General features: G+C 73.5%; 6 protein-coding genes and 1 pseudogene. 5 read left to right on the top strand and 2 right to left on the bottom strand.

Annotated features, from left to right (window positions below; all coding sequences use genetic code 11):
- The 5 genes and pseudogenes from UW392_RS53025 to UW392_RS53005 form a co-directional block, all read left to right on the top strand.
- A partial coding sequence (locus UW392_RS53025) for an alpha-glucosidase C-terminal domain-containing protein (RefSeq protein WP_320782637.1) occupies positions 1–527 on the top strand: 527 nt, incomplete at its 5' end.
- A 26-nt stretch (positions 528–553) separates the two neighbouring features.
- Positions 554–916: pseudogene (locus UW392_RS53020) on the top strand (alpha-amylase family glycosyl hydrolase); the annotation flags it as partial.
- Between the two features lie 121 nt (positions 917–1037).
- Positions 1038–2405 (top strand): maltokinase N-terminal cap-like domain-containing protein, encoded by a 1368-nt coding sequence (locus UW392_RS53015; RefSeq protein WP_320782636.1) that lies wholly within the window; start codon positions 1038–1040, stop codon positions 2403–2405.
- 5 nt (positions 2406–2410) lie between these two features.
- Positions 2411–4648, top strand: a complete 2238-nt coding sequence (gene glgB, locus UW392_RS53010) for a 1,4-alpha-glucan branching enzyme (RefSeq protein ID WP_414497559.1) — start codon at positions 2411–2413, stop codon at positions 4646–4648.
- Positions 4649–4751: 103 nt separating this feature from the next.
- Positions 4752–5840: a glutamate--cysteine ligase gene (locus UW392_RS53005; protein ID WP_320782635.1), complete on the top strand. Its 1089-nt coding sequence runs from the start codon at positions 4752–4754 to the stop codon at positions 5838–5840.
- A 67-nt stretch (positions 5841–5907) separates the two neighbouring features.
- Here UW392_RS53005 and UW392_RS53000 read toward each other — a convergent pair whose 3' ends face one another.
- Together UW392_RS53000 and UW392_RS52995 are read right to left on the bottom strand one after the other, a co-directional pair.
- On the bottom strand, positions 5908–6141 hold the full coding sequence (locus tag UW392_RS53000; protein WP_320782634.1) for a DUF6480 family protein: 234 nt from the start codon (positions 6139–6141) through the stop codon (positions 5908–5910).
- Between the two features lie 88 nt (positions 6142–6229).
- The gene (locus UW392_RS52995) at positions 6230–6754 is read right to left on the bottom strand and encodes a hypothetical protein (protein ID WP_320782633.1); all 525 of its coding nucleotides are present in this window, start codon (positions 6752–6754) and stop codon (positions 6230–6232) included.
- Positions 6755–7183 lie beyond the last annotated feature (429 nt).

The raw sequence follows: 7183 nt of genomic DNA, 5'->3' as shown, positions 1-7183 counted from the left end.
CCACCCTCTCCCCCACCTGGGGCGTCTACAGCGGCTACGAACTCTGCGAGAACACCCCCGCCAAACCCGGCAGCGAGGAGTACCTCCACTCCGAGAAGTACCAGCTCCGCCCCCGCGACTGGGACACCGCGACACGCGAGGAACGGTCCATCGGCCCCCTGATCACCTCGCTCAACCACATCAGGCGGCACCACCCCGCGCTGCACCGGCTCCGGAACCTGCGCTTCCACCACACCGACAACGAGGCGGTGCTCGCGTACAGCAAGCGCAGCGGCACGGACGTCGTCCTGGTCGTCGTCAACCTCGACCCCCACCACGCCCAGGAGGCCACCGTCTCCCTGGACCTGGCCCACCTCGGCCTGGACGGGAACGACGCCGTCCCGGTGCGCGACGAGCTCACCGGCGAGACCTACCACTGGGGCAGGAGCAACTACGTGCGTCTGGAACCGGGCCGCACGCCCGCGCACGTACTGACCCTCCTGCGACCGTCCGGTCCGCCGCGGAACGGAGGGCCGAGGACGCCATGACCGTGAACACGCCGTTCCTCAAGTCCCCGCTGCGCGACGGACAGTACTTCCTCCACCCTTTCCGCCCCCACCAGCCGGACCTCGACCACGAGACCTCGGCCGTGCGGGAGGAGGTGCCGACGGCGCTCCGGTTCTGGCCGGATCCGGGAATCGACGGATTCCGCCTCGACGCGGTGCCCTATTTGTACGCTTCTGCGGGTACGAACTGCGAGAATCGCCCCGCCACCCACCATTTCCTCAAGCGGGTGCGGAAGGAAATCGACGCGATGTGTCCGGACACGGTGCTGCTGGCCGAGGCGAACCAGTGGCCACAGGACGTGGTCGACCACTTCGGCGGCTTCCGTTCCGGCGGCGACGACTGCCCCATGGCGTTCCGCTTCCCCGCCATCGGCGAACTGCCGTACCTGCTCACCCTCGCGGGCCACGGCTCCTACTGGTTCCGGCTCTCCCGAGTCGCTCCCCACGCCCGCCGAGGACGTTGAGCGAGTGGGCCCGAAAGGACGCGTCATCATGGCCGAGTCCGAGACCGTATCGCTCCGTCCACGGACCCCGGGCATCGTCCATCCCATGGCCTCGCTGCGGGGCCTGCTGCGCGAGTGGCTGCCGCGGCAGCGCTGGTTCGCCGGCAAGGACCGGCCCGTCACCGAGGTGTCCCTGCTGTCGATGACGGAGCTGTACCCGGGGTGCCTGCACCTGCTGGTGCGCGCCGAGCACACCGCGCCGCCCGCCTCCCTCGGCCCTCCCCCGCCCGACGACTGCTACCAGTTGCTGCTCGGGGTGCGGGAGCGGCTGTCGCCGGCGCTCCGGGACGCCTTCATCGGCTTCGCCGAGGAGGGGCCGCTGACCGGCCTCGCGGTGTACGACGCGCTGCACGACCCCCGGTCGGCGACGCTGCTCCTGGAGCGGCTGCGGCGCCCCGGCTCGGCGGGCCCGCTGCACTTCGAACGGGACCCGTCGGTGCCCCTGCCGGCCGGGCTCGCCCCCCGGCTGCTGGACGCGGAGCAGTCCAACACCTCGATCGTCTACGGCGACGCGTTCATCCTGAAGGTGTTCCGCCGCATCCAGCCCGGCGTCAACCCGGACCTGGAGGTGCCGCAGGCGCTCGCCCGGCAGCGCTGCGCCCGGGTCCCCGCGCCGGTGGCGTGGATCCGAACCACCCAGCCGCAGGACGCCACCCTCGGCGTGCTCCAGCCGTTCCTGCCCGGGGCCGCCGACGGCTGGGCCCTCGCCCAGCGCGCGCTCGCCTCGGGCAGTGACTTCACGACCGAGGCGTACCAGCTGGGGCGGGCCACGGCGGAGGTGCACCTGTCGCTGGCCACCGCCTTCCCCACCGACGCGCGCGGCGACAACGGGCCCCTCGCGGCGTCGATGGCCGGGCGGCTCGGCCCGGCCGCGCACCGCGTGCCCGCGCTGGAGCCGTACCTGCCGGGGCTGCGGGCTGCCTTCGACACCTTCGGCGCCTGCCGGGCCGGCCACGCGGTGCAGCGGATCCACGGCGACCTGCATCTGGGGCAGGTGCTGCGGGCCCGCAGCGGGTGGTTCGTCATCGACTTCGAGGGCGAGCCGTCCCGGCCGCTCGCCGAACGCCGCAGCGCCGAGTCGCCCGTGCGCGACGTCGCGGGCATGCTGCGCTCCTTCGACTACGCGGCCCGCACCCGGCGGCCGTGGCACCCCGAGTGGGCGGACCGCTGCCGTACGGCGTACTGCGCGGGCTACGCCGCAGCGGCCGGCTGGGACCCGCGCGCCGCACCCAGACTGCTCCGCGCCTATGAGACCGACCGGGCGGTGTACGAGGTCGTCTACGAGGCCCGGCACCGCCCCGACTGGCTCCCCGTACCGATGGCGGCGATCCGACGGCTCGCCCTACCAGGAGGCTGACACCCGTGGCACTGCGTGATCCCCTGCTCGACGAGACCGCCGGCGTGGCGAGCCGGTCCCGCCGGTCCCGCGGGCGCTCCCCCGCTCCGGCACCGTCCGCCGCACCGCTGGACGCGGCCGAACGGGGACGTCTGCTGGCCGGGAGCCATCACGACCCGCACGCCCTGCTCGGCGCGCACCCCGGCCCCGACGGCGTGACGTTCCGCGCGCTGCGCCCCTTCGCGAGCGGGGTGAGCGTCGTCGTGGGCGGCCGGGTCACGGCGCTGCGATCCGAGGGAGACGGCCTCTTCTCCGGCGTACTGGCGCGCAAGACGCTCCCCGCGTACACGCTGCGGGTGGCGTACGGGGACGACACGCGCGAGGTCGACGACCCGTACCGGTTCGTTCCCGCGCTCGGGGAGCTCGACCTGCACCTGATCCACGAGGGGCGGCACGAGCAGCTGTGGCAGGCGCTGGGCGCCCGGGTCATGGAGCACCAGGGGACGGCCGGCACCCGCTTCACCGTGTGGGCGCCGAACGCGGAGGGGGTGCGGGTCGCCGGGGAGTTCAACCACTGGGACGGCACGGCGTTCCCGATGCGCTCGCTCGGCGCGTCGGGCGTGTGGGAGCTGTTCCTGCCCGAGGTCGGCGAGGGCGCGCGGTACAAGTTCGAGATCGCCACCCGGCACGGCACCCGGCTGCTGAAGATCGACCCGATGGCGCGGCGGACGGAGACGCCGCCCGCGACGTCCTCGGTGGTCACCGTGGACCGGTACGAGTGGGGCGACCAGGAGTGGCTGGCGCGCCGCGCGGAGACCCCCGTCCACCGGGCGCCGTTCTCGGTGTACGAGGTGCACCTGCCGTCCTGGCGGCCCGGACTCACCTACCGCGACCTGGCCGAACAGCTCCCCGCGTACGTCAAGGACCTCGGCTTCACGCACGTGGAGCTGATGCCGGTCGCCGAGCACCCCTTCGGCGGGTCCTGGGGCTACCAGGTCACCGGGTTCTACGCGCCGACCGCCCGGCTCGGCTCCCCCGACGACTTCAAGCACCTGATCGACGCCCTGCACCGGGCCGGCATCGGCGTGATCATGGACTGGGTGCCCGCGCACTTCCCCAAGGACGACTGGGCGCTCGCCCGCTACGACGGGTTCCCGCTGTACGAGCCGGGTGACGAGCGGCGAGCCGAGCATCCCGACTGGGGGACGTACGAGTTCGACCTCGGGCGCACCGAGGTGCGGAACTTCCTGGTGGCGAACGCGGTCTACTGGTGCGAGGAGTTCCACATCGACGGGCTGCGCGTCGACGCGGTCGCCTCGATGCTCTACCTGGACTACTCCCGCGAGGACGGCCAGTGGGAGTGCAACGCGCACGGCGGGCGCGCGGACCTCGCCGCGGTGGCGTTCCTGCAGGAGATGAACGCCACGCTGTACCGCAGGGTGCCCGGCGTGGTCACCATCGCGGAGGAGTCCACCGACTGGGGCGGGGTGACCCGGCCCACCGACAGCGGCGGCCTGGGGTTCGGCCTGAAGTGGAACATGGGCTGGATGCACGACTCGCTCGTCTACATGAGCAAGGACCCGGTGCACCGCAAGTACCACCACAACGAGATGACCTTCTCGATGGTGTACGCCTACAGCGAGAACTACGTGCTGCCGATCTCCCACGACGAGGTCGTGCACGGCAAGCAGGCCCTCGTCTCCAAGATGCCGGGCGACTGGTGGCAGCGGCGCGCCAACCACCGCGCCTACCTGGGCTTCATGTGGGCCCACCCCGGCAAGCAGCTCCTCTTCATGGGCCAGGAGTTCGCGCAGGGCGGTGAATGGTCCGCGGAGCACGGCCCCGAGTGGTGGCTCACCGACCCCTCCTACGAGGCCGAGCCCGACCACCGCGGCGTCCGTGACCTGGTCCGCGACCTGAACGACCGCTACCACCGCACCCCCGCCCTGTGGCAGCGCGACACCGACCCGGGCGGCTTCCGGTGGGTGGCCGTCGACGCGGGCGACGACAACGTCCTCGCGTTCCTGCGCTTCGACGACGAGGGCGTACCGCTGCTGTCCGTCTCCCACTTCTCCCCCGCGGTCCGCCACGACTACCGGCTCGACGTCGGCGAGGACGTTCCCGCCTGGCAGGAGGTCCTCAACACGGACGCGCCTGCGTACGGCGGCGGCGGGGTCGTCAGCCCGGATCCGGTCAAGCCCGAGGAGGGACGGCTCCGGCTCACGCTGCCGCCCCTGGCCACGGTCTGGCTGCGGCCCGCCTGACGGATCCGCGCAGGTGTTCGGCGGCCTCACCTGGGCACACGGGGGCGTACGGACGGCGGGCGACTGCCGCCGCCCGACGTCCCCCAGGAAGAGGCGGAATCACGTGCGCACCGTTGGCGTCGAAGAGGAACTGCTGCTGGTCGATCCCGAGACCGGCGAACCCACGGCCCTGTCCACGGCCGTCCTGGCGCGCGCCGCCGACAGCGGCACCGGGGAGGACGTGTTCGAGGAGGAGCTGCACCAGCAGCAGCTCGAGTTCGCCACCCATCCGCAGTCCGACATGCGGGACATCGCCACGGAGATCGTGCGGTGTCGCAAGGAGGCGGCGCGGCTCGCCGGCGAGTTCGGGGCCTCGGTGGTGGCGCTCGGCACGTCACCGCTGCCGGCCGCGCCCGCTATCACGGTGAACAACCGGTACGCGTGGATGGTCCGGCAGTTCGGGCTGCCGACGCAGGAGCAGCTGGTGTGCGGCTGCCACGTGCACGTGTCGGTGGAGTCCGACGAGGAGGGCGTCGCGGTCATCGACCGGATCCGCCCCTGGCTGCCGATCCTCACCGCGCTGAGCGCGAACAGCCCCTTCTGGTACGGCAAGGACAGCCACTACGACAGCTACCGCAACCGGGTGTGGGAGCGCTGGCCGTCGGCGGGCCCGACCGAGCTGTTCGGCTCGGGCGAGATGTACCACCGGCGGGTCGCCGACATGGTGGCCACGGGCGTCGTCCGCGACGAGGGCATGATCTACTTCGACGCCCGCCTCGCCAAGAAGTACCCCACGGTCGAGATCCGCGTCTCGGACGTGTGCCTGCACGCGGACACCGCGGTGCTCGTCGCCACCCTGATCCGGGGGCTGGTCGAGACCGCCGCGCGCGAGTGGCGCGAGGGGCGGAAGCCGCTGGACCACAGTGTGAGCCTGCTGCGGCTCGCCACGTTCCGGGCCGCCCGCTCGGGGGTGTCGCAGGAGCTGCTGCACCCCCTGGCCATGCGCCCCATGGCCGCCGAGGACGTGGTGCGCGCCCTACTGGAGCACGTCGAGGACGCCCTGAAGGACACCGGCGACCTGGAGCGGGCCCGGGAGAGCGCGGCCCGGGTGCTGCGGGAGGGCAACGGCGCCCGGGTGCAGCGCGAGGAACTGGCGCGCAGCGGGAACCTGGCGGACGTGGTCGCGGCCTGCGTGCGGCACACTCAGAAGTGAGCCGCCGCCCGGCGGGCACGGACCTGCGGCTCACTCCCGGTCCGCCGCACGGGCGCCGGAGAATCAGTCAGAAGATCAGCACGAGGGCGTAGGCGAGGAAGAAGGCCGCGACCAGCACGGCCAGCGCGATGATGAGGGTCAGGGGTGCTTTGGCCCAGCCGGTGGGCGGGTTGTGGGTCTCCCGGGGGCCCGCGCCCGGCATGCTGCTCTCCGCGGGCGGGGTCTCCCCCGGAGGCACACCTCCGCCGGGCTCCAGGCCGGTGGCGCGCTCGGGCTGCGGATCGGGGTTCGGAGTGCTCATGCCCGCACGGGTTCCCCGCTCGGGCCCAAGGACTCGGAGCAGTCGGGGGAAGCCCGTACCGGCGGACGGGGACCGTCCGCACAGGCGCTCAGCCCGGCCCCTGCTCCGCCTCCCGCCGCAGGTAGCGGCTGACCTGGCGCACCAGGCGCTCGCCGCTCGCGTCGCCGCCCGGGCCCGGCCCGCCCGCGGCCGCGCCGACGGCGCCCGCCCACAGGTACCGCTCGCCCCAGTCGTCGTCCGTGCGCGGCTGCACCTGGACGTCCAGCCGGCCGAGCGAGGACTCGGCGGCCGCGGCGTACACGACGGCCGTGGCGCGGCGCAGCGGATACAGGTCGAAGCCCTCGACGAACCGTGAGTTCCGCCAGTCCAGCACGGCGCCCTCGCCGTCCCCGCCGGTGCGCACGTCGATCTGCCCGTCCTCCAGGTGGACCCCGCGCACGGTGCCGGCGCGGTTCTCCACCGTCACCCGGAACCGGAAGTAGACCAGCCCCTCGGCCGCCTCCTCGCGTCCCCGCGGCGGCTCCGCCCGCTCGACCCCGTGGACGCGTACGCGCAGGCCCGCATGGGCTCCGTCGCACTCCTGCCAGTCCCCGATCACATTGGGCACGCGCACACCCCACCACCTCCCGGCCCCGGCGGAACGCTTCCTATCCACGCGGCCGACACGCTGTCAAACGGGCCGGCCGCCCCCGCGCCGGAGCGCGGCCGCCGGCCGGCCGGCGATCAAGCCGTGCGCAGCCACGACGGCCCCGGTGACCGTTCCGAACCCCTTCCACGCGTGCCACACATCACATCCCGGCACGTGGTGGACACGGTGCCGTCCGGCCGTTGTGCACGAGGCGGCCGCCCCGCGCGGAGGGCGGCTGGCAGACTGCCCGCCATGGCCCCCTTCACGCCCACCCGCGCCCTGCAGCTGCTCACCGGCGGACTGGTCTGCCTGCTCACCGCCGCGGGCGCGATCGTCGGCGCCCTCCTCTCCGGTCCGGGTGCCGCGCTGCTCACGGCGGCGGTCGCCGGGGCCGCGGCGCTCGCCGGCTCGGGC

This window comes from Streptomyces sp. CRN 30 (genome assembly GCF_034105845.1).
Note: the sequence above shows the minus strand (reverse complement) of the source record. Positions and strands in the feature narration are given on the sequence as shown.